The sequence below is a fragment of the Corallococcus sp. CA041A genome (assembly GCF_003612075.1).
Taxonomy (GTDB): domain Bacteria; phylum Myxococcota; class Myxococcia; order Myxococcales; family Myxococcaceae; genus Corallococcus; species Corallococcus exiguus.
In genome coordinates, this window is record NZ_RAWF01000768.1 from 1 (window position 1) to 386 (window position 386).

Here is a 386-nt window from a genome sequence, read left to right on the forward strand (position 1 = left end):
GATGCAGACCGTGCGCAGCGGCGTGGAAGTGGGCGACAGCCAGGTGCAGATCGCCGAAGGCCTGAAGGTCGGCGAGCGGGTGGTCAGTGAAGGCCAGTTCCGCTTGAAGCCGGGCAGCAAGGTCACCGCGCTGAAGCCGGGGGAGACCCCGGCCGCACCGACCGAGGCCGAACTGAAGGCGGCCGAGCAGAAGAACGCAGGCGGCGGTGGCCGTCGCGGTGGTGGCCCGCGCTGAGCGCAGGCCACTGATCTCCCTCGCGCCGGCATACCCGCCGGCGCCGACATTGAAGTGCCAGCAAGGATCAGTCCGTGGGCTTTTCGACGATCTTCATCCGCCGCCCGATCGCCACCTCGCTGTTGATGGCGGGCCTGTTGCTGCTGGGCAT

At 68.9% G+C, this 386-nt stretch carries 1 pseudogene; it reads left to right on the forward strand.

From position 1 onward, the window contains the following. A pseudogene (locus D7V77_RS43000) lies at positions 1–235 on the forward strand (hypothetical protein); the annotation flags it as partial. Between the last annotated feature and the right edge of the window lie 151 nt (positions 236–386).